Source organism: Schaalia naturae, from assembly GCF_042665795.1.
Lineage (GTDB): Bacteria > Actinomycetota > Actinomycetes > Actinomycetales > Actinomycetaceae > Pauljensenia > Pauljensenia naturae.
Window position 1 is genome coordinate 802,330 of sequence record NZ_JBHTEF010000001.1, and the last position, 18,273, is coordinate 820,602.

At 72.4% G+C, this 18,273-nt stretch carries 18 protein-coding genes; 12 read left to right on the forward strand and 6 right to left on the reverse strand.

Annotated features, from left to right (window positions below; all coding sequences use genetic code 11):
- Positions 1–6: 6 nt before the first annotated feature.
- Positions 7–714 (reverse strand): purine-nucleoside phosphorylase, encoded by a 708-nt coding sequence (deoD, locus tag ACFQWG_RS03485; protein ID WP_380972153.1) that lies wholly within the window; start codon positions 712–714, stop codon positions 7–9.
- Positions 715–893: 179 nt separating this feature from the next.
- Here deoD and ACFQWG_RS03490 point away from each other — a divergent pair, with 179 nt between their 5' ends.
- The gene (locus tag ACFQWG_RS03490) at positions 894–1,646 is read left to right on the forward strand and encodes an HAD-IIB family hydrolase (RefSeq protein WP_380976200.1); all 753 of its coding nucleotides are present in this window, start codon (positions 894–896) and stop codon (positions 1,644–1,646) included.
- An 11-nt stretch (positions 1,647–1,657) separates the two neighbouring features.
- Here the strand turns inward: ACFQWG_RS03490 and ACFQWG_RS03495 are convergent, their stop codons facing one another.
- A complete protein-coding gene (locus ACFQWG_RS03495) occupies positions 1,658–2,467 on the reverse strand; it encodes a TrmH family RNA methyltransferase (protein ID WP_380976202.1) in 810 nt (269 codons plus the stop codon).
- A gap of 267 nt (positions 2,468–2,734) precedes the next feature.
- On the opposite strand from ACFQWG_RS03495, the gene ACFQWG_RS03500 reads away from it, so the two are divergent.
- Together ACFQWG_RS03500 and ACFQWG_RS03505 are read left to right on the forward strand one after the other, a co-directional pair.
- Entirely contained in the window at positions 2,735–3,250 is a 516-nt protein-coding gene (locus tag ACFQWG_RS03500; RefSeq protein ID WP_380972156.1) for a hypothetical protein, read from the forward strand.
- A 48-nt stretch (positions 3,251–3,298) separates the two neighbouring features.
- Positions 3,299–4,396: a quinone-dependent dihydroorotate dehydrogenase gene (locus ACFQWG_RS03505; protein WP_380972158.1), complete on the forward strand. Its 1,098-nt coding sequence runs from the start codon at positions 3,299–3,301 to the stop codon at positions 4,394–4,396.
- Positions 4,397–4,449: 53 nt separating this feature from the next.
- Here the strand turns inward: ACFQWG_RS03505 and ACFQWG_RS03510 are convergent, their stop codons facing one another.
- Positions 4,450–5,064 carry a DUF3043 domain-containing protein gene (locus ACFQWG_RS03510; protein ID WP_380972160.1) on the reverse strand — a complete coding sequence of 205 codons (615 nt, stop codon included), beginning with the start codon at positions 5,062–5,064 and terminating at the stop codon, positions 4,450–4,452.
- A gap of 121 nt (positions 5,065–5,185) precedes the next feature.
- Between ACFQWG_RS03510 and ACFQWG_RS03515 the strand changes: the two genes are divergently transcribed.
- The 6 genes from ACFQWG_RS03515 to trpD all read left to right on the forward strand — a co-directional run bounded on the left by ACFQWG_RS03515 (position 5,186) and on the right by trpD (position 10,509).
- Positions 5,186–6,568, forward strand: coding sequence for a M20/M25/M40 family metallo-hydrolase (locus ACFQWG_RS03515; protein WP_380972162.1), 1,383 nt, complete (start codon positions 5,186–5,188; stop codon positions 6,566–6,568).
- The gene (locus tag ACFQWG_RS03520) at positions 6,565–7,557 is read left to right on the forward strand and encodes a glycerate kinase (protein ID WP_380972165.1); all 993 of its coding nucleotides are present in this window, start codon (positions 6,565–6,567) and stop codon (positions 7,555–7,557) included. The genes ACFQWG_RS03515 and ACFQWG_RS03520 overlap by 4 nt, the downstream gene beginning before the upstream one ends.
- Positions 7,558–7,591: 34 nt before the next feature.
- Positions 7,592–7,945, forward strand: coding sequence for an iron-sulfur cluster insertion protein ErpA (erpA, locus tag ACFQWG_RS03525; protein WP_380972167.1), 354 nt, complete (start codon positions 7,592–7,594; stop codon positions 7,943–7,945).
- 4 nt (positions 7,946–7,949) lie between these two features.
- Positions 7,950–8,957 (forward strand): FKBP-type peptidyl-prolyl cis-trans isomerase, encoded by a 1,008-nt coding sequence (locus ACFQWG_RS03530; protein ID WP_380972170.1) that lies wholly within the window; start codon positions 7,950–7,952, stop codon positions 8,955–8,957.
- Between the two features lie 113 nt (positions 8,958–9,070).
- On the forward strand, positions 9,071–9,463 hold the full coding sequence (locus ACFQWG_RS03535) for a hypothetical protein (protein WP_380972172.1): 393 nt from the start codon (positions 9,071–9,073) through the stop codon (positions 9,461–9,463).
- A complete protein-coding gene (trpD, locus tag ACFQWG_RS03540; RefSeq protein WP_380972174.1) occupies positions 9,463–10,509 on the forward strand; it encodes an anthranilate phosphoribosyltransferase in 1,047 nt (348 codons plus the stop codon). Before ACFQWG_RS03535 ends, trpD begins: the two co-directional genes overlap by 1 nt.
- Positions 10,510–10,557: 48 nt before the next feature.
- Here the strand turns inward: trpD and ACFQWG_RS03545 are convergent, their stop codons facing one another.
- Both ACFQWG_RS03545 and ACFQWG_RS03550 read right to left on the reverse strand, forming a co-directional pair.
- Complete coding sequence (locus ACFQWG_RS03545) at positions 10,558–10,836, reverse strand: Lrp/AsnC family transcriptional regulator (RefSeq protein WP_291494886.1); 279 nt, start codon at positions 10,834–10,836, stop codon at positions 10,558–10,560.
- A 77-nt stretch (positions 10,837–10,913) separates the two neighbouring features.
- Entirely contained in the window at positions 10,914–12,647 is a 1,734-nt protein-coding gene (locus ACFQWG_RS03550; protein WP_380972176.1) for an exonuclease domain-containing protein, read from the reverse strand.
- A gap of 66 nt (positions 12,648–12,713) precedes the next feature.
- Between ACFQWG_RS03550 and ACFQWG_RS03555 the strand changes: the two genes are divergently transcribed.
- The 3 genes from ACFQWG_RS03555 (at position 12,714) to ACFQWG_RS03565 (ending at position 16,274) form a co-directional block, all read left to right on the forward strand.
- Positions 12,714–13,562, forward strand: coding sequence for a lysophospholipid acyltransferase family protein (locus tag ACFQWG_RS03555; protein WP_380972178.1), 849 nt, complete (start codon positions 12,714–12,716; stop codon positions 13,560–13,562).
- Positions 13,563–13,641: 79 nt separating this feature from the next.
- The gene (locus ACFQWG_RS03560) at positions 13,642–14,859 is read left to right on the forward strand and encodes a pyrophosphate--fructose-6-phosphate 1-phosphotransferase (RefSeq protein WP_380972180.1); all 1,218 of its coding nucleotides are present in this window, start codon (positions 13,642–13,644) and stop codon (positions 14,857–14,859) included.
- A complete protein-coding gene (locus ACFQWG_RS03565; protein ID WP_380972182.1) occupies positions 14,856–16,274 on the forward strand; it encodes a class II 3-deoxy-7-phosphoheptulonate synthase in 1,419 nt (472 codons plus the stop codon). Before ACFQWG_RS03560 ends, ACFQWG_RS03565 begins: the two co-directional genes overlap by 4 nt.
- Before the next feature lie 10 nt (positions 16,275–16,284).
- On the opposite strand, the gene pknB is transcribed toward ACFQWG_RS03565, so the two are convergent.
- Entirely contained in the window at positions 16,285–18,264 is a 1,980-nt protein-coding gene (gene pknB / locus ACFQWG_RS03570) for a Stk1 family PASTA domain-containing Ser/Thr kinase (RefSeq protein ID WP_380972183.1), read from the reverse strand.
- Between the last annotated feature and the right edge of the window lie 9 nt (positions 18,265–18,273).

The following is an 18,273-nucleotide window of genomic DNA, read 5'->3' on the forward strand; positions in this document are numbered from 1 at the left end:
GGGCCGTCAGCTCAGGGCGGCGGCGACCGCCAGGCGCAGCGAGGTCTGGAACGTCGTCTCCCGCTCCTGGGCCGTCATGTCCGAGGAATGGTCGAAGAGGTGGTCGGACACGGTGAGCACCGTGAGGGCCTCCCGGTGGAACTCGGCGGCGACGGCGTACAGGGCGGCCGTCTCCATCTCGACCCCCAGCACGCCGTAGGCGGCCAGAGCCTCGGACTGCCCCGCCGGCGTGAAGTAGAAGTGGTCCCGCGACACCACCGTGCCCACGTGCACCCGGTCCCCGGGGCCCGCCGCCTCGACGGCTGCGCGCGCGAGGCCGAAGCTCGCCACCGCGGAGAAGTTGATGCCGGGGATGCGCTGCTGGTTCATCGCGGAGTCCGTGTGGGCGCCGAGGGCCACCACCGTGGAGCCCACCTCGACGCCGTCCGCGATGCCCCCGCAGGTGCCCACCCGGATGATGCGCTCGACGCCGAAGACGCGGAACAGCTCCGTGGCGTAGATGGAGATCGAGGGCTGGCCCATGCCCGAGCCCATGACAGACAGGGGACGCCCGTCGACCTGGCCCGTGAATCCCAGCATGCCGCGAACGTCGGTGACCAGCCGGGGCCGGTCGAGCAGCTGCTCGGCGATGCGCTGGGCGCGCCGGGGATCCCCGGGCATGAGGACGGCGGGAGCGAAGTCCCCGGGCTCGGCGTCGATGTGGGGTGTGGCCATGTCTGCGGATCTCCTCTGGTGCCGCCCCGCGGCGGCTCGTGGGTGGCGCGCGCCCTCGCGGCGCGGAGCCCGGGCGCCGACCCATTGTAGGCTTCGGGCGGACGGCACACCGCCCGGCCCCGTCCTCGTCCCCGAGGAACACCCCCGGGAACATCCCTCCCGGAAAGGCACTCATGGCACTGCGGATGGTCGCGTTCGACCTCGATGACACCCTCGCCCCCTCCAAGTCCCCGTTGCCGGCCCTGATGGACCAGCGCCTCCAGGCGCTCCTCGACCACGTCGACGTGTGCATCATCTCGGGCGGGCAGATGGGCCAGTTCCGCACCCAGGTCCTGGAGAACCTGCACGCCGGCGACGCCCAGCTCCGGCGGCTGCACCTCATGCCGACCTGCGGGACGCGCTATCTGCGCTACCACGAGGGACGGTGGACGCAGGTCTACGCCCATGACCTCGCCGCCGACCAGCGGGACCGGGCCATCTCCTCCCTGGAGCGCCATGCCCGCGAGCTCGGGCTGTGGGAGGAGCACCCCTGGGGCGACATCATTGAGGACCGCGGTTCCCAGGTCACGTTCTCGGCCCTGGGCCAGGAGGCGCCGCTCGACGCGAAGCGGGCGTGGGACCCCACGGGGGAGAGGAAGGCGCGGCTCGCCGCGGCCGTCGCCCCCGACGTGCCCGACCTCGAGGTGCGCAGCGGCGGATCGACATCGGTGGATGTCACCCTCCAGGGCATCGACAAGGCCTACGGCATCCGGAAGCTGCTCGAGCAGACGGGGATCGACGCCGGGGACCTGCTGTTCATCGGCGACCGGCTGGACCCCGACGGCAATGACTACCCGGTGCGGGCCGCGGGCTTCCAGACGGTCGCGGTGACGGGATGGGAGGACTGCGCGGAACAGATCGCGCGGCTCATCACGGAGGCGTTCCCCGCCTGAGTCCGGCGAGGTCAGGCGACGGCGCCGACGCCCCGGGTCGCCCAGAAGACCACGGCGGAGGCCGCCGCGACGTTGAGGGAGTCCACGTCCCCTGACATCGGGATGCGCACCACGACGTCGGCATGCTCAAGGGCTTCTCGGGTGAGCCCGTCCCCCTCGGTTCCGAAGGCGAGAGCGAGACGCGCGTCGGGGGCGACGCAGGCCGGGGACGCGACGAAATCGTCCAGGCTGACGGCATCGGGGCTCAGGGCGAGCGCCGCCACGGTGAATCCGGCGTCATGGAGGACGTCGACGGTGGGCCACCGGGGGATCCGGGTCCAGGGGACCTGGAAGACGGTGCCCATCGAGACGCGTACCGAGCGCCGGTAGAGCGGGTCCGCGCACCGCGGGCTCACCAGGACGGCGTCGACGCCCAGCGCGGCCGCGGAGCGGAACGCGGCGCCGACGTTCGTGTGGTCGACGAGGTTCTCGAGGACGGCGATGCGTCGCGCGGGACCTCCGCCGCGGGCGGTGGACAGGAGGTCGGCGACCGCAGGCAGGGCGGGCCGCCGCATCGCCGCGAGGGCGCCGCGGTGCAGGGTGAATCCCGTGAGGCGCCGCAGGGTCTGCTCCGGGGCGAGGAACACGGGGACGTCCCCGCCGTCGTCGGCGCCCGTGGAACGCCGGATGAGAGGGGCCATCTGCTCGAGCCAGCGCGGGCTCATGAGGAAGGACCGGGGCCGGTGCCCCGCCTCGACGGCCCGCATGATGACGTTGCGCGATTCCGCCATGTACAGCCCCCGTTCCGGCTCCATCGCGGAACGCAGGCGCACGTCGGTCATCGACACGTAGTCGGCGAGCCGCGGGTCGACCGGGGCCTGCGGGTCGGAGGGGGAGGGGACGCAGGAGTCATCGAGGGGGACGAGCACGGGGTCCATTATCGCGGGGCGGGAGCGGGTGGGCCGACCGCCGGTCGTCCACAGTCGCTGGCCGCCGCGCCCGGGTATCCACATCTGGGAGGAACGACTGTGGCGGCACGAGGGCGCGCCCCGTTGACTGGGGCCATCGGCGCGGGGGAACCGTCCCCGGCCCAGGAGGGAGGCGGCGCGATGGCACGAGCGGCATCGGTGGAGGAGGAGGCGTGGCTCTACGGGGCGCCAGGATGGACGCGCGAGGCGGGGGTGGAGGAGGTGGTGGCCCCCTTTCTGGAGGGCGGGAGCGCCCGCTTCCGCGACTTCTCCCGGTTCTCCGCACTGGGGGAGCAGGCGGCGCGGGACCTGCTCGGCCGCCTGCCGGAGGAGAACCTCGGGGACCGCCAGAACCTGGGCCCGCGGTGCCGGGAGGCGTTGCGCGCCGCTGTCGTGCATCCGGGGGACGTTCTGCTGTTCGGCTACCTGGTCTCCCCACCGCGCTGGGACGAGAGGCTGACGATCGACGGGATGCTCGTCGCGGGAGGAGCCGCGCCGCCCGCCCGGGACTCCTCGGCTGGCCCCATCCGGATCTGGCGGGATGCGCGAAGGCGGCTGGGTCTCGGAGCCGACACCGGCGAGCCGGACGAGCTCATGCGGATGCCCCTTCCCGGGGACGCGGACGGGCGGATCGGGTGGTGGATGTGGTGGGACTGAGAATCGGGGCGATCTCCTCCGGAGACGCAACCTACGGTCCGGTAGGATATGAGCATGTCGGTCTACACCTGCGCGTTCGACACCGTGATCCGCCATATCGACGCCGAGCGGGCCCATGAGCTCGGGCTCGGCGCCGTCTCCCTGGCCGGGAGGATCCCCCCGGTGCGGGCCCTGCTGCGCTCCACCCTGGGGCACCTCGAGGCCGAGCCGGCGCCGACGACGGCGACGGGCACCCCCGGGGGACGCATGCTCGCCGGGCGGGACACGCGGCGCCGGCCGGCGCGCATCGGGGCGCGCACCGTTCCCGGGCGGCTGGGCCTGGCGGCGGGCATGGACAAGGACGCGGCGGCGGTGCTCGGCATGTGCGCCCTGGGTTTCGCCTTCGTCGAGATCGGCACCGTCACTCCCCGGCCGCAGCCCGGAAACGAGGCGCCCCGCATGTGGCGCCTCCTAGACGAGCGCGGCGTGCGCAACAGGATGGGCTTCAACAACCTGGGGGCCCCGGCCGCCGCGGAGGCCCTCAGACGCCTGCGCGCCACCCGGTCGGGGCGCGCGGCCATCGTCGGGGCGAACATCGGGCGGAACAAGTCCACGCCGGAGGATCGCGCCGCCGACGACTACCGGGCCTGCGCCTGTCTGCTGGCCCCCTGGGCGGACTTCATCGTCGTCAACGTCTCCTCGCCGAACACGCCGGGTCTGCGCGGCCTCCAGACGGTCGACCGGCTCCGAGCGGTCCTCGAGGCCGCGCGCCTGGGATGCGAGCAGGGGGATCCGCGTCGGCGCGTGCCCCTCTTCGTCAAGATCGCCCCGGACCTGTCCGACCGGGAGATCCTCGACATCACCGCCCTCACCGGCGAGCTCGGGCTGGAGGGCGTCGTCGCGACGAACACGACGACCGATCACGATCTAGGCGGGGGCGGCGTGTCCGGGCAGCCGCTGTTCCCACGCGCTCTGGAGGTCGTCCGCCTGGTGGGCTCCCGCCTCGAGGACGACCAGACCCTCATCGCCACGGGCGGCATCGGCACGCCCGACCAGGCGCGGCAGATGCTCGACGCGGGCGCCGACCTCCTGGAGGCGTTCACCGCCTTCATCTACGAGGGTCCGAGCTGGCCCGGGCGGATGAACAAGGCGCTCGCCGACTACTGAGGCCCCCTGGAGGCGCGCTCGGCGAGGCCGGCCACGCGGTCGGGCGTCGCCGCTCAGCGCGAGACGGCCGGGAACTCCCCGCGGGCGACCTGGGGCTTGGGAGTGCGCCACCGGCGTGCCATCACCATGCGCGAGTAGCAGTAGAACCACGTTCCCCGCGGGATCGTGTCATCCGGGTAGCGCTGGGCGATGCGCCGCCGCAGGCGCTGCCACACCACGACGCCCTCGACGATGGAGGCGAGGAGCAGGACGTAGAAGGCCGCCGTCAGGACGAAGATGACGCGGGCGACCAGCTCCGTGTCGGTCCGCAGGAACGACGCCGCGAGCATCACCGCCAGGAAGACCAACATGGCGGGGACCACGAACTCCGACAACGACCATCTGGCATCCAGCCAGTCGCGGGTGAAACGGCGGACGCGCCCCTTGTCCCGCACCGGCAGATACCGTTCGTCGCCGGTCTCCAACGCAACCTGCTGACGCCGGTAGGCGGCGTCGCGCAGCTCCTTGGACTTGCGCTTCGCCTCCTTCCGGTCGGCGGGGACGAGCGGCTGGTTGTGGCGGGACTCGGCCTGGCGACGCGAGGGAGTGGGACGCCCCTTCTTCTGAGGGGACCCCCCGGCGTCGGGCTCGACGGCGGAGGCCGGCTCGGACTTCTTGCGGTTGAACACGACTCAAGGGTAGTGGATGCGCCCGGGGGACAGGATCGCGCCCGCTCGGGCGCCGGCCCCGCAGGTGCGTGCGCGGGGCGGTCCGGTGCGATCGGTGCGTGAGGACGCATAGGCTGGACCCATGGCGACACTCACTCCTGACCTGGCTCCTAGCGTCGACGTCCTGCGTGCCCGCGTGCACGAGGCGTTCCCGGACCTCGTCGACGAACTCATCCAGCTGGTCGCGATCCCTTCCATCTCCTCCGATCCGGAGCATGAGGCCGATGTGCGGGCCTCAGCCGAGCACGTCCGGCAGCGCTTCGAGGCGGCCGGACTGACCGGCGAGGTCCTCAGGGGTGCGAACCCCGACGGAACGCCCGGGCGCCCGGGCGTCGTCGCCCGCACGCGGAGGATCGAGGGCGCCCCGACGGTGCTCCTGTACGCCCACCACGATGTCCAGCCGACCGGCGCGCGCAAGCGCTGGTCGTCGGACCCCTTCACGGCCGAGGTCCGAGGCAGTCGCGTCTACGGGCGCGGAGCATCCGATGACGGCGCCGGGATCATCGTCCACCTCGGCGCCCTGCGCGCCCTGGCCGGCGACCTCGGCGTCAACGCCGTCGTCTTCATCGAGGGCGAGGAGGAGATCGGATCCCCCTCGTTCGTCGACTTCCTCCAGACGCACGCGGAGCTGCTGCGCGCCGACGTCATCGTCGTCGCCGACTCGCACAACTGGAGGCCGGGCGAGCCGGCGATCACGACGACGCTGCGCGGCAACTCCATCCTCACCGTCGACGTCACCGTCCTGGAGCACGCCGTCCACTCCGGCGCATTCGGCGGTCCCATCCTCGACGCCGTGACGGTGGCCGCCCGGATGATCGCGAGCCTGCATGACGAGGCGGGAGACGTGGCCGTGGCGGGGCTCGGCGGCCGGGGCGACGCGGACGTCGACTGGCCCGAGGAGGAGTTCCGCGCGGCCGCAGGCGTCGTCGACGGCTACCAGCTGGCCGGCACCGGGGACCTCGCGGCCAGGGTGTGGACGAAACCCGCGATCAACGTGATCGGGCTGGACGCGCGCCCCGTCGCCCAGTCCTCGAACACCATCGCCCCCGACGCCCGCTTCCGCCTGTCGATCCGCACCGTACCCGGCCGGGATCCGCGCGAGGCGATGGAGGCCGTGGCCGATCATCTGCGCGCCCACATCCCCTTCGGCGCGCGGGTGAGGATCACGCCCGACGAGTACGGCCCCGGCTACCGCGCCGACTTGGACTCTCCGGTGACAGCCGACCTGCGCTGGGCGCTCACCGAGTCCTGGGGCGCGCCCAGCGTCGACATCGGAGTGGGAGGGTCGATCCCCTTCATCTCGGACTTCCAACGCCTCTTCCCCCAGGCCCAGGTCGTCGTCACGGGCGTGGAGGATCCTCTGACGAACGCCCACTCCGAGGACGAGTCGCAGTCGCTGCCCGACCTGGAGCACGCGATCCTGGCGGAAGCCCTGCTGCTGGCGCGCCTGGCCATCGGGGGATGAGGGCGCTCATCGCCGGGCACTGGTCGGGGCCGGGGGGCCGCGGCGGCCTCCCCGCCTCGGCGGCGCTGGCGCTCTTCGCCCGCGGATTCCGCGAGGCCGCCCCCGGATGGGAGGCGGAGGCCATTCCCTTCGGCCCCGGCGCCGCCTTCGCCGAGGCCGTCTCCCGGGCGCCCGCCCGAGGACTCGCTCCCATCCCGGTCGGCATCGAGGAGGCCTCGACACGCCGCGCCGGCGAACAGGTGCTCGGTGCCCTGGAGGCAGGCCTGGTCCCCGTCGTCGAGGGCGGGCACTCCATCGACTCCGATGCGGGGCTCGGCATGCTCTCCGCCCTCTCGGGCGCCGAGCTCGCCGGGGACGCCGCCTCGATCGAACGCGACGTCCCCTCGGCCCTGGACGCCGCGCGGCGGCGCCTGTCCGGCAGGGACCTGGTGGCTGCGGCCTCCACCGCGCGCCCGCTGCTGGGCATGGCGTCGGTCATGGCGCTGGGTGTCGACCTGGAGCCCCGGCCCCTGCAGGACCGGGACATCACCTCCGCCCTGTCGCGCGTGTTCCGCTCCGCGGGCCCCGCGCGGACGGCTCTGCCGCTGGCGGGGGACCCCGCTCCCGGCCGCGATCCCTCGCGGCTGCCGGGATCCGGCGCCGCAGGGGGCGCGGCCGCCATGATCCTCGCACTGGGCGGACGGCTGGTCCCCACCGGCGATCTCCTGGCCGATGTCACCGACCTGGGCTCCCGACTGGATCTGGCGGATCTGGTGGTGGTCGCCGAGCCGTTGCTGCACTCGCCGCACCTGGCGGACGCGACGCTGGACACGGTGACACGGGCCGCGGCGAGCCGGGCGCTGCCCGTCGTGGCGCTCGGGTCGGAGTCCTCGCTGTCCGCCCACGAGGCTGCGGAATGGGGGATCCACGGGATCCTCGTCGTCCGGGACAGCAGGGACGCCCTCGTCGAGGGAGGGCGAAGGGTGGCGCGCACGTGGGCCCGGACGTAGGGTGATCGCGCAGAACAGACGAATGAGGAGTGCCATGTCCGAGACCACCACCGAGCTGCCCACCCACGAGGTCCTGCTCACCGATGTCGCTGCCGCCAAGGTCGCGAGCCTGCTGGAGCAGGAGGGTCGTGACGACCTGCGGCTGCGCATCGCCGTGCAGCCGGGAGGATGCTCGGGGCTCATCTACCAGCTTTACTTCGACGACCGCCTGCTGGACGGGGACGCGGTGCGCGACTTCGACGGCGTGGAAGTGGTCGTCGACCGCATGAGCGTGCCCTACCTCAGCGGCGCGACCATCGACTTCGCGGACTCGATCGAGAGGCAGGGGTTCACGATCGACAACCCGAATGCGCAGAGCACGTGCGCCTGCGGGGAATCGTTCCACTGATCCGATGACCCCGTATCGATTCACGCGCCTGGCCACCGCCTGCGCGCTGGGCTCAGCACTGCTGCTCTCGGCCTGTTCCTCGAGCTCCCAGTCGGGTCAGTCCGGCCAGTCTGGCGACGCGTCCGCCTCAGGCTCCCAGTCCGGCACGTCATGCACCTTGTCCGATGACGCCCCCGACGTGGACCGCTCGGGGGAGGGCAACTTCCCGGATGCCACCGGAGGCTTCGGGGAGGATCCCACGATCTCCGCCGGGACGGGCGACGAGCCCGACCAAGTCCTGGTCAAGACCCTGTCCGAGGGGGACGGCGACACGGTCGGCTCGTCCGACTTCATCCTCGCCAACTACACCGGCACCCTGTGGGACGGCACGGTCTTCGACTCCTCCTACTCCAACGGGCAGGCCGTCGCCTTCGGCCTCGACCAGGTCGTGTCCGGCTGGAAGTACGGTCTGGCCGACCAGCACGTCGGCGACCGCGTCGAGATCGTCATCCCCTGCGAATGGGGATACGGCGGAACTGACCAGGGCACGATTCCCGCGGGATCGACCCTGGTGTTCGTCGTCGACATCGAGGACGCCGTCGACGGCACCGACACCTCCGCGCTCACCGCCGCGACGGCCACGGGCGACGCCCTGCCGGCCGGCATCTCCGTCGACGGCGACCTCGGCTCCGAGCCGACGGTGGCCTTCAGCGGGGACACGGCCCCCGGAGAGTCCACGACGACGCTCGCCACGGGGACGGGGGAGGCGATCGCCGACTCCGACTACGTCCTGTACCAGGCGGTCGGCTCCTACTTCGAGGACCCGTCGTCGATGAGCTCGACCTGGTCCTCGGTGGGCGCCCAGCTGTTCCAGCCCGGCATCGGGGAACTGGTCGGCCAGACGGTGGGCTCGCGCCTGCTCTTCGTCTTCCCCCCGACCGCGGACGCCTCCGAATCCGGTGCGACGGAGGCCGAGACCTCCACGACCGTGATGGTGGTCGACGTCCTCGCGACGCTCTCGCCGCAGAGCTGATCGGTCGGCGCGCGACCGGCGGGCGGGCCCCAGTCGGGGACCCGCCCGCCGGCGCATACAATGGGAGACCAGTGGCAATCGGGCCCCGAGGCCCAGACTCCGGAGGTGGGCAAGTGAGCGACCAGACCGTGGACGTCCTGGTGTTCAGCGACGACGTCGACACGCGCAAGGCGGTCATCGGCGGCGTCGGGCTGCGTCCCGGGAAGGGCCTGCCCACGATCAACTGGGTCGAGGCCGCGACGAAGCCGGGCGTCGTCGAGAAAGTGCGCGGGGGGGACTTCGCGCTCCTCATCCTCGACGGCGAGGCCACGAAGGAGGGGGGCATGTCGATCGCGCGTGAGCTCAGCGGCATCCTGGACTCGGTGCCCCCCGTGATCATCCTGACGGCGCGCCAGCAGGACGACTGGCTCGCCACCTGGTCGGGGGCCGCGGCCACCGTTCCGGAACCCCTGGATCCGATCGTCCTGCAGGAGACCGTCGCCTCCGTCCTCGCGGGGGACCGCTGATGGAGTGGGCGGAGGTCGCCGCTCGGCTGCTCGAGGGCGCCGAGCTGTCCTATGAGCAGGCGTACTGGGTGATGGACCAGGTCATGGACGGCGAGCTCGGCGATGTGCGGCTGTCCGCCGTCCTCACGGGATTGGCCGCGAAGGGGGCCTCCGTCACCGAGATCCGCGGACTGGCCGACGCGATGCAGGACCACGCCGAGCCGATCGAGGTGCCCCGGGACGCCCTGGACATCGTCGGCACCGGCGGGGACCGCGCGCGCACGGTCAACATCTCGACGATGTCGGCGATCGTGCTCGCCGGGGCCGGCGTGCCGGTGGTCAAGCACGGGAACCGGGCGTCGACCTCGGCCTCGGGATCGGCCGACGTCATCGAGGCGCTCGGCATCAACCTGGAGCTGGACCCCGAGCGGGTCGCCGAGGTCTTCGAGCGCGTGGGCATCACGTTCCTGTTCGCGAACAGGTTCCACCCCTCGATGCGCTACGCAGCCGGCACGCGCCGGCAGCTGGGGTTCCCCACGGTGTTCAACATCTTGGGCCCCCTGACCAATCCGGCGCGCCCCAGGGCGGCGGCGATCGGATGCGCCCAGGAGCGCAACGCGCCGCTCATGGCGGGGGTCTTCGCCGAGCGTGGCCTGTCGGCCGTGGTCTTCCGCGGCCGCGACCGCGGCCTGGACGAGATCACCACCGTCGAGCCCACCCAGATCTGGTCCGTGGCGGACGGCGGCGTCGAGGAGACGGAGCTGGACGCGGCGGGCCTGTACGGGATGGCGCGCGCGACAGTGGAGGACCTGCGCGGCGGGGAGGCTCGGGAGAACGCGGCGGTCGCCCGCGAGATCCTCGACGGCCGGACCGGGCCGGTCCGCGACGCGGTGCTCCTCAACACGGCCGCGGGGCTCAGCGCCTTCGGGACTGTCGAGGGCGTGCGAGCCGGCGACGGATCCCTGGCCGACCGCATGCGGGTCGGGCTGGATCTCGCGGCCCGCTCCATCGACTCGGGAGCCGCGAAGGACGTCCTGGACCGGTGGATCGAGGAGTCGAACCGCTGACAGGCGGCGGGCCCGGGGCGCCGAAGGGGGCGCCGCCGGACCCCGCTCTCACTCGAGACCGATGTGGAAGGCCTCCTCGAGGTCGATGTGGGAGAAGGAGCGGAACGCAATGTGGGTGCGCATCTGGCGCACCCCCTGCACCTTGCCCAGCCTGTCGGAGACGACCTCCGCCAGATCGTCGTACTCCCGCACGCGCACCAGCGCGACGAGGTCGATGTCGCCGGTGACGGAGTAGACCTCGGAGACGCCGTCCAGATCGGCGATGGCCTCGGCCACCTCCGGGATGCGGTCGACGTCGGCGTTGATGAGGACGATGGCGGTGAGCATGGGCAGTCCTTCCAGAGATCGCAGTGCGCGTGCCCTCCGATCATCCCACGCCCCGGGCCGGACGGGGGACCCGTGGCTCAACGCCGGGGCCCCAGTCCGAGGGCACCGAGCAGACGTGTGCGCGACAGGGGGGAGCCGACGGGATCCGCCAGGGCGACCTCGCCGTCCCAGTGGACCAGCCGGGACCCCTCCCGCAGGAGGTCCTCGGAGAGCAGTCTCGCCTCCTCCCAGGTGGTGCGGGCGAGGAAGACCTCGGGGCGGGGGAGCGGGGGGTCGGCGAGGATCGCCTCCGCCCACGGCGCGGGGGACGTCCCCGGGGGCGTCACGACCGTGCGCGTGAGACGCCCCCAGGAGGAGGCGTGGAGCGCCCATCCGCCGTCGCGCAGACGGCGGGCCCACACCGCCCTGCGGGCGCTCGCGACGGGGAGGACGGACTCTCGGCGCCGGACCCCATCCAGGTAGGAGGCCAGCAGTTCGCGCCACCGCGCCGCGGCTTCGAAGTCCTCGGCGTCGGAGGCCTCCGACATGTGGGCCGAGAGGGCGTCGGCGACGCGGACGCTGCGCGCGCGCAGCGCCTCGTCGGCTTCCCGGAGCGCATCCTCCCCGAGTGCCGAGGCCGGGCCGGAGCCCGGCGGGGCGAGAGCCTCGAGGATGGCCTCGCGCGCGCGGGAGGCGCGGCCCCGTCCGCCGAACGGCCCGAGCGCCGGGCCCGAGCGGTCCTGGGCGAGGACGGGGACGACGTCCACGGCGCCGCCGCTGCACACGACCCAGTGCGTGGTGTCCTGCCGGGTCGAGGCCGAGTTGAACATCGGGCGGAGCGCGCGGATGTCGCGCAGCTCGGCGACCCGGGCCTCCAACGTCGTCGAGGTCGGCTGGACCACGACGTCCGCGGCCAGGTCGAGCATGCGGCGCACGCCCCTCCTGGTCTCGGAGGCGGTGAAGTACGAGCGGACCCGGGAGCGCAGATTCGTGGCCGATCCGACGTAGAGGGGCGCGCCCGAGACGTCGACGAAACGGTAGGCGCCGGGCGTGCGGGGCAGGGAATCGGCCATCGCCACCCGGCGGCGGCGCCGGGCGGGCACGGGCGCGCCCACGGTCCCGATGTCCTCGAGTGTCGTCGCCCCCAGCGGCGCGAGGAGCCTCAGGAGCCCCATCAGGACGCCCACGGTGGCCCGGGCGTCGTCCAGAGCGCGGTGGGACTGCTGGGCGGAGGCGCCGAAATGGGCGGCGAGGGTCCCCAGCCGGTGGTTCGCCACGACCGGTCGGGGGACGGCGACGCGCGCCAGCGCCAGCGTGTCGACGACGCGCGGAGCGGGCCAGTCGCGGCCGCATCGTCGGGCCGCCCGGCGCAGAAAGCCCATGTCGAAGCTCGCGTTGTGGGCGACCAGGACGGCATCCGGCCCGCCGGGTCGGCGGCCGTCCTCGCCCTCCAGACCGGCCCAGCGGGCGAAACGCGGGTAGACCTGCTCGATCCTGGGGGCGTCTGCCACCATCGAGGGGGTGATCCCGGTGAGCGCTGTGATGCGTGGCGGGATGGGCTGCCCGGGGTCGACGAGGCTCTGGAACTCGTCGACGTTGCGGCCGCCGCGCACCCGGACCGCGCCGATCTCGGTGATGGCCGCATCCGCGCCGAGGCCCGTGGTCTCAAGATCGACGACGATCCATTGGATGTCGCCTACGGGGGTGCCCAACGTGTCCAGTCCCACCTGGACGCCGACGGGAACGGCCTCGGCCAGCCGGGCCCTGACCGCCGACGCTGCGCCCGGGGCCCGGCGTGCGCCGAGCGGCGCCGAAGCGGTCCCGGACGTCATAGAGTGGATGCTAGTTCATCGGGGCCGTGGCAACGTCTGGAGGATCTGTTGGGTGTCTATTCGGCGATGAAGACCACGCTGGGACCGTTCGCGAAGGCGGTGTACCACCCGTGGATCCGCGGCAGGGAGAACATCCCGGCCACGGGCCCCGCGATCCTCGCGTCGAACCACCAGGCGGTCTTCGACTCGGTGTTCCTTCCCCTGCTCGTCGACCGCGAGGTCGTCTTCATGGGCAAATCCGACTACTTCACCGACACGGGCTTCAAGGGCTGGGCCACGAAGACCTTCATGCGCTCCGTCGGCGTCATCCCCGTGGACCGCTCGGGTGGGAGGGCCTCGGAGGCGGCGCTCAAGGCGGGACTCGACCGTCTGGCGGAGGGGGAGCTCTTCGGCATCTACCCGGAGGGCACCCGCAGCCCCGACGGCCGGCTGTACCGCGGGAAGACGGGTGTGGCGCGCCTCGCCCTGATCTCGGGCGCTCCGGTCATCCCCATCGCGATGATCGGCACGCATGACGCCCAGCCGATCGGCCAGCTCATGCCCTCCCGCGGCAACATCGGCGTCGTCGTGGGCGAGCCGCTGGACTTCTCCCGGTACCGGGGGCTGTCGAAGGACCGCTACACGCTGCGGGCCATCACCGACGAGATCATGTACAACCTCATGATGCTGTCCGGCCAGGAGTACGTCGACCTCTACGCCGCCGACGTCAAGGCCAAGCTCGCCCAGGAGGGGCAGTTCGAGGGGCCGGTCCCCTCCAACGGGCGTTCCGCCCCTGGAGGGCGGGTCGCGCCCGTCGTCGAGGTGCCGGGCCCTCCGCAGGAGGCCGACGAGGGCGGCGCCGCGGAGCCGGGGCAACAGGGCGCTGAGGCCCCTGGGACCGGATCGGCGCAGGAGGCGGACGGGCCCGGAGCGTGAGGGCGGCACCGACTATGCTGGGATCGGTCAACTCACGGGCACGGACGTGCCCAGCCGGTCTCTCGAAAGGTGCCCTCCCATGTCGGTCCGTCGCGTCGCCCTGCTCACCGCCGGTGGATTCGCTCCGTGCCTCTCCTCCGCTGTCGGCGGCCTGATCCAGCGCTACACGGAGATCGATCCGAGTGTTGACATCATCGCCTACCAGCACGGCTACCACGGACTGCTGACGGGCAGCTTCGTTCGCGTGGACGCCGAGGCCCGCGCCCACGCGCAGGTCCTCCACCGTTTCGGCGGATCGCCGATCGGGAACTCGCGCGTCAAGCTGACGAACGCGCGGGACCTGGTCGACCGCGGGCTGGTCCGCGAGGGGCAGAACCCGCTGGAGGTCGCAGCCGAGCAGCTGCGCGCCGACGGCGTCGACGTCCTGCACACGATCGGCGGCGACGACACGAACACGACGGCCGCGGATCTCGCCGCCTACCTCCACGACAACGGGTACGACCTCACTGTCGTGGGCCTGCCCAAGACGATCGACAACGACATCGTCCCCATCCGCCAGTCGCTGGGCGCCTGGACGGCCGCGGAGGAGGCGTCGCGCTTCGCGCAGAACGTCATCGGAGAGCATCGGTCGAACCCGCGGATGCTCATCGTCCACGAGGTCATGGGCCGCAACTGCGGATGGCTGACGGCCGCGGCCTCGAGGAAGTACACGCAGTGGCTCGACACCCAGGAGTGGGTGCCCTCCATCGGGCTGTCCAAGGAGCGCTGGGCGATCCACGCCGTGTTCCTGCCGGAGATGGCCCTGGACATCGACGGGGAGGCGCAGCGCCTGCGCGGGGTCATGGACCGGGTGGGCAATGTCAACATCTTCCTGTCCGAGGGCGCGGGCGTGCCCGAGATCATCGCGCAGATGGAGGCCGCCGGGCAGGAGGTCCAGCGCGACCCCTTCGGCCATGTCAAGCTCGACACCATCAACCCCGGCCAGTGGTTCGCCAAGCAGTTCGCGGCGCGGATCGGCGCCGAGAAGGTCATGGTGCAGAAGTCCGGGTACTTCTCGCGGTCGGCCCACGCCAACGGCGAGGACCTGCGTCTCATCCAGTCGATGACGGACCTGGCGGTGGAGTGCGCCTTCCGCGGGGAGTCCGGCGTCATCGGCCACGACGAGGAGGATGGGGACCGCCTCAAGGCGATCGCCTTCCCGCGCATCCGCGGCGGCAAGCCGTTCGACATCTCCCAGGCCTGGTTCACCGAGCTGATGGAGGGCATCGGCCAGACGGTGTCCCCAGCGGCGCGATGACGGCCCGGCTGCCCTGGCGGGAGGACCGCGGCCTCGGCGGATCGCGGCTGGCCCGTTCTCCGGAGCTGTGGGCCCCGCCCGGGCAGGGGACGGCGGCATGGGACACGTGGCGGACCCATCCGGCCTCCCAGCAGCCGAACTACCCCTCGGCCCGGGCCGTGGCGGAGACGACGGCGGATCTGCGCCGACAGCCCCCCTTGGTGTTCGCGGGAGAGGTCGACGACCTGCGCGCGGACCTCGGAGCGGCCGGCCGAGGCGAGGCGTTCGTGCTGGTCGGCGGCGACTGCGCGGAGACGTTCGAGGAGTCCACGGCCGATCATCTGCGTCTGAAGATCCAGACGCTCCTGCAGATGGCGGTGGTCCTCACGTACGGCGCCTCGCTGCCGGTCGTCAAGATCGGGCGGATCGCCGGCCAGTACGCGAAGCCGCGGTCGGCCGATCTGGAGACCCGCGACGGGGTGACGCTGCCCTCCTACCGGGGGGACGCCGTGAACTCCTACGAGTTCACCGCCGAGGCGCGCACCCCGGATCCGGCCCGACTGCTGGAGGCCTACCAGCATGCCGCGTCCTCGCTCAACCTCATCCGGGCGTTCACGAAGGGCGGATACGCGGACCTGCGGCTGGTCCACCACTGGAACCGCGGTTTCACGAAGAACCCGGCCTACGCGAAGTACGAGTCCCTGGCGGAGGAGATCCACCGGGCGGTGAAGTTCATGGAGGCGGCGGGCGCCGACTTCGACTCGCTGCGCGAGGTGGACCTCTATAGCGCCCACGAGGCGCTGCTCCTGGAGTACGAGTCGGCCATGACCCGGATCGACTCGCGCTCGGACCTGCCCTATGACACCTCGGGGCATTTCCTGTGGATCGGCGAGCGCACCCGGGACCTCGAGGGGGCCCACGTCGAGCTGCTCAGCCGGGTGCGCAACCCGATCGGCGTCAAGCTGGGCCCCACGGCCGGCCCGGAGGAGGTCCGGGCGCTCATGGAGCGGCTCAATCCCCGGGGCGAGGAGGGTCGCCTCACGTTCATCACGCGGATGGGCGCCGGACGCATCCGCGAGGCCCTGCCGCCCCTGCTGCAGGCGGCCCAGCGGGACGGGCGCCCGGTGACGTGGACGGCCGACCCGATGCACGGGAACACGATCACCTCCTCGACGGGCTACAAGACCCGGGAGTTCGAGACGATCATGGACGAGGTCCGAGGCTTCTTCGAGGCCTGCGACGACACCGGCACGGTGCCCGGCGGCATCCATGTGGAGCTCACCGGCGACGACGTCACGGAGATCATCGGCGGATCCGAGCAGATCGACGAGGGCTCGCTGGCCAGACGCTACGAGACCCTGGTCGATCCGCGGCTCAACCACCAGCAGTCCCTGGAGATGGCGTTCCAGGTGGCGGAGCTCCTCCGCCAGGTGTGAGGGGGCGGGCTCAGACGATCGTGATCGTCACGGTCGTCCCCTTCGGGACGGCCGTGCCGGCCGCGGGGTCCGTCGAGCGCACGGTGTTGAACCATCCCCCTGCGAGACGGCGGACGTCGGTGGACAGTCCGAGGGCCTCGAGGTCCTGCTGGGCCTCCTCCAGCTGCTTGCCGGTGAGGTCGGGGACGGTCACCATCTCCGGGCCCTTGGAGACGACGTAGGAGACCGGGTCCCCCCGGTGCAGGGTCGTCCCCGCGCCGGTGGACTGCGAGATGACGACACCGGCGTCAACGGTGTCGGAATAGGCTTCGCTCGGGGAGGCCGTCAGCCCCAGGGCCTCGATCTTCTCACGGGCCTCGTCGCCGCCGAGCCCGGTGAGGTCGGGGACGGCGAGGGGTTCGCGCCCCTTGGAGACCACGAGGTCCACCTCCGTTCCGTGGGGCACGGACGTACCGGCCTTCGTGGCCTGGCTGACGACCTGCCCCTCGGGGACGGTCTCCGACCACTCCCGATCGAGGGCCCCGGCGGCGAGCCCGGCGTCCGTGAGGGCCGTGCGCGCCTCGTCCTCGCCGCGTCCGACGAGGTCGGGGACGGCGCGCATGTCGACGCCCTTCGACACGGTGAGCCGCACCTCGGAGTCCTTGTGGACCGGCATGCCGCCGTCGGGCTCGGAGGAGATCACGGTCCCCTCCTCGACGTCGTCGCTGAAGGCCTGGGTGAGGGCGTAGTCCAGCCCGAGCGCCTTGAGGTCGGATTCGACGGCCGCGGCGGAGCGGCCGGCGGTGGCGGGGAGCTCGACATAGGAGCCGGGCCCGTACTGGGTCCACCACCACCAGCCGCCCGCCCCTCCCGCCAGGAGCAGGACGACGAGGAGCGCGACGAGGGTGCGGACGCGCGAGCTGGGCGACCGGCGGGAGGAAGTTCCGCCCGAGGGCGTCACGCCGGAGGCGTGGACGACGGCCTGCGAGGTCGGAGTGAGGGGCGAGGGCAGGGGAGAGGTGCGCCCCGCGGCGGGGATGCGGGCCGTGTCGCCCTCCGGCGCCTCCAGGCGCGACACGGGGGCGCGTCTGGAGAGGATCTCCGGGGGCAGCGCGGAACGGACACGGGCGACGAGGGCCTGGGCCTGCCCGGCGTCCGCGGGACGCTCATCGGGATCGCGGGCCGCCAGGGAGGCCACCAGGTCGTCGACTTCCCGGGGGATCCAGGGCTGCTCGTCCGAGGGCACGGGCACGTCATCGTTGACATGCGCGTACGCCATCTGCATGGGGGAGTCCCCCTCCCAGGGGATGTGGCCGACCAGCATCTCCTCCAGCATGATGCCGACGGAGTAGATGTCGGTGCGTGGGTCGGTCCGTCCGGTCGTCGCGATCTCCGGCGGCATGTAGGCGACGGTGCCCAGCATCGACCCGGTGGTCGACATCGACACGTCGGAGGCCGCGCGGGCCAGGCCGAAGTCGGTGACGCGGACGGGGCCCTCCGTGGGGACGAGGACGTTCTCCGGCTTGACGTCGCGGTGGATGACGCCGACTCGGTGGGCCGCGCGCAGGGCGTCGAGGATCTCCTCGGCGTAGCGCAGCGCCTGCTCGACGGTGAAGGCGCCCTGGGCCTGGAGGAGGGTGCGCAGGTTCGGCCCGTCGACCAGCTCCATCACCAGGAACCCCTGGCCGTGGACGACGCCCTGGTCGAAGACGGAGACGACGCCGGGATGCACGATCCTCGCCGCGGCCCGTGCCTCCCTGCGGAACCGGGCGACGAACCCGGCGGACTCCGCGAGGTGGGGGTGCATGACCTTGAGCGCCACCGGGCGGTCCAGGCGCTCGTCATGGGCGACGTAAACGGTGGCCATGCCTCCGCGCGCGAGCCGCGAGCGGATGCGATAGCGGTCGTCGACCAGCAGTCCGATCAGGGGATCCGAGGGTCCCGTGGCGGCGCCGGACCGGGGCGAGGCGTGGTCCCCGCCTGCGGTGTTGTCGGATCCGGTCACTGGCACGACTCGGAT

Excerpts from the sequence above, each read along its gene's own strand:
- ACFQWG_RS03500 (WP_380972156.1), top strand. The coding sequence starts at position 2,735 with ATGGCACGAGCGGCATCGGTGGAGGAGGAGGCGTGGCTCTACGGGGCG.
- ACFQWG_RS03495 (WP_380976202.1), bottom strand. The coding sequence starts at position 2,467 with ATGACCGACGTGCGCCTGCGTTCCGCGATGGAGCCGGAACGGGGGCTG.
- ACFQWG_RS03555 (WP_380972178.1), top strand. The coding sequence starts at position 12,714 with ATGAAGACCACGCTGGGACCGTTCGCGAAGGCGGTGTACCACCCGTGG.
- erpA (WP_380972167.1), top strand. The coding sequence starts at position 7,592 with ATGTCCGAGACCACCACCGAGCTGCCCACCCACGAGGTCCTGCTCACC.
- ACFQWG_RS03560 (WP_380972180.1), top strand. The coding sequence starts at position 13,642 with ATGTCGGTCCGTCGCGTCGCCCTGCTCACCGCCGGTGGATTCGCTCCG.
- ACFQWG_RS03515 (WP_380972162.1), top strand. The coding sequence starts at position 5,186 with ATGGCGACACTCACTCCTGACCTGGCTCCTAGCGTCGACGTCCTGCGT.
- ACFQWG_RS03545 (WP_291494886.1), bottom strand. The coding sequence starts at position 10,836 with ATGCTCACCGCCATCGTCCTCATCAACGCCGACGTCGACCGCATCCCG.
- ACFQWG_RS03550 (WP_380972176.1), bottom strand. The coding sequence starts at position 12,647 with ATGACGTCCGGGACCGCTTCGGCGCCGCTCGGCGCACGCCGGGCCCCG.
- ACFQWG_RS03505 (WP_380972158.1), top strand. The coding sequence starts at position 3,299 with ATGAGCATGTCGGTCTACACCTGCGCGTTCGACACCGTGATCCGCCAT.
- trpD (WP_380972174.1), top strand. The coding sequence starts at position 9,463 with ATGGAGTGGGCGGAGGTCGCCGCTCGGCTGCTCGAGGGCGCCGAGCTG.
- ACFQWG_RS03520 (WP_380972165.1), top strand. The coding sequence starts at position 6,565 with ATGAGGGCGCTCATCGCCGGGCACTGGTCGGGGCCGGGGGGCCGCGGC.
- ACFQWG_RS03530 (WP_380972170.1), top strand. The coding sequence starts at position 7,950 with ATGACCCCGTATCGATTCACGCGCCTGGCCACCGCCTGCGCGCTGGGC.
- ACFQWG_RS03565 (WP_380972182.1), top strand. The coding sequence starts at position 14,856 with ATGACGGCCCGGCTGCCCTGGCGGGAGGACCGCGGCCTCGGCGGATCG.
- deoD (WP_380972153.1), bottom strand. The coding sequence starts at position 714 with ATGGCCACACCCCACATCGACGCCGAGCCCGGGGACTTCGCTCCCGCC.